Origin of the sequence: Streptomyces niger (genome assembly GCF_000718305.1) — a bacterium.
Classification (GTDB): Bacteria; Actinomycetota; Actinomycetes; order Streptomycetales; family Streptomycetaceae; genus Streptomyces; species Streptomyces niger.
Genome location: NZ_JOFQ01000067.1, coordinates 1 through 440, shown reverse-complemented (window position 1 = coordinate 440; position 440 = coordinate 1). Strand labels below are relative to the sequence as shown.

The following is a 440-nucleotide window of genomic DNA, read 5'->3' as shown; positions in this document are numbered from 1 at the left end:
CATCCCGGATCTGATTGTGCTCGGCGATCAGATCCTCGTCGTAATCCCCGTCCTCATCGTCCTTGTGGTCGCGGATGAACTTCTGCGCCTTGGTCTTCAACTCCGCCAGCTTCGGAACCAGCGGGCGGATCTCATCAGCATAGGAGGACAGGGCCGAGGCCACCGTCTCCAGGCCGTCGGCGAACTCATCCGCCCGGGTCTGGACCGGCTTGGTGGAGGCGAAGAGCTGCTCCGCCTCCGGCGCCTTGTAGTACGCCGACAGGCCCTGGAAGTGGGAGTGGACATCCGCGCCGGTGGTACGGATATGCCCGGCGTCCGCCTTCAGCGCGGCATGGTCCTTCTCCAGTTCCGGCAGGTTGCCGGTGTACTGCGGAATCTGATCGGGCTTGAGCTCGATCTTCATCGCTCCTGGACCCCCGGCTTCGTCGGGTCCACATCCA

Annotated in this window: 1 pseudogene; it reads right to left on the bottom strand. The window is 64.1% G+C overall.

The features are described 5' to 3' along the window. A pseudogene (locus IF20_RS36925) lies at nt 1-403 on the bottom strand (ADP-ribosyltransferase); the annotation flags it as partial. Between the last annotated feature and the right edge of the window lie 37 nt (nt 404-440).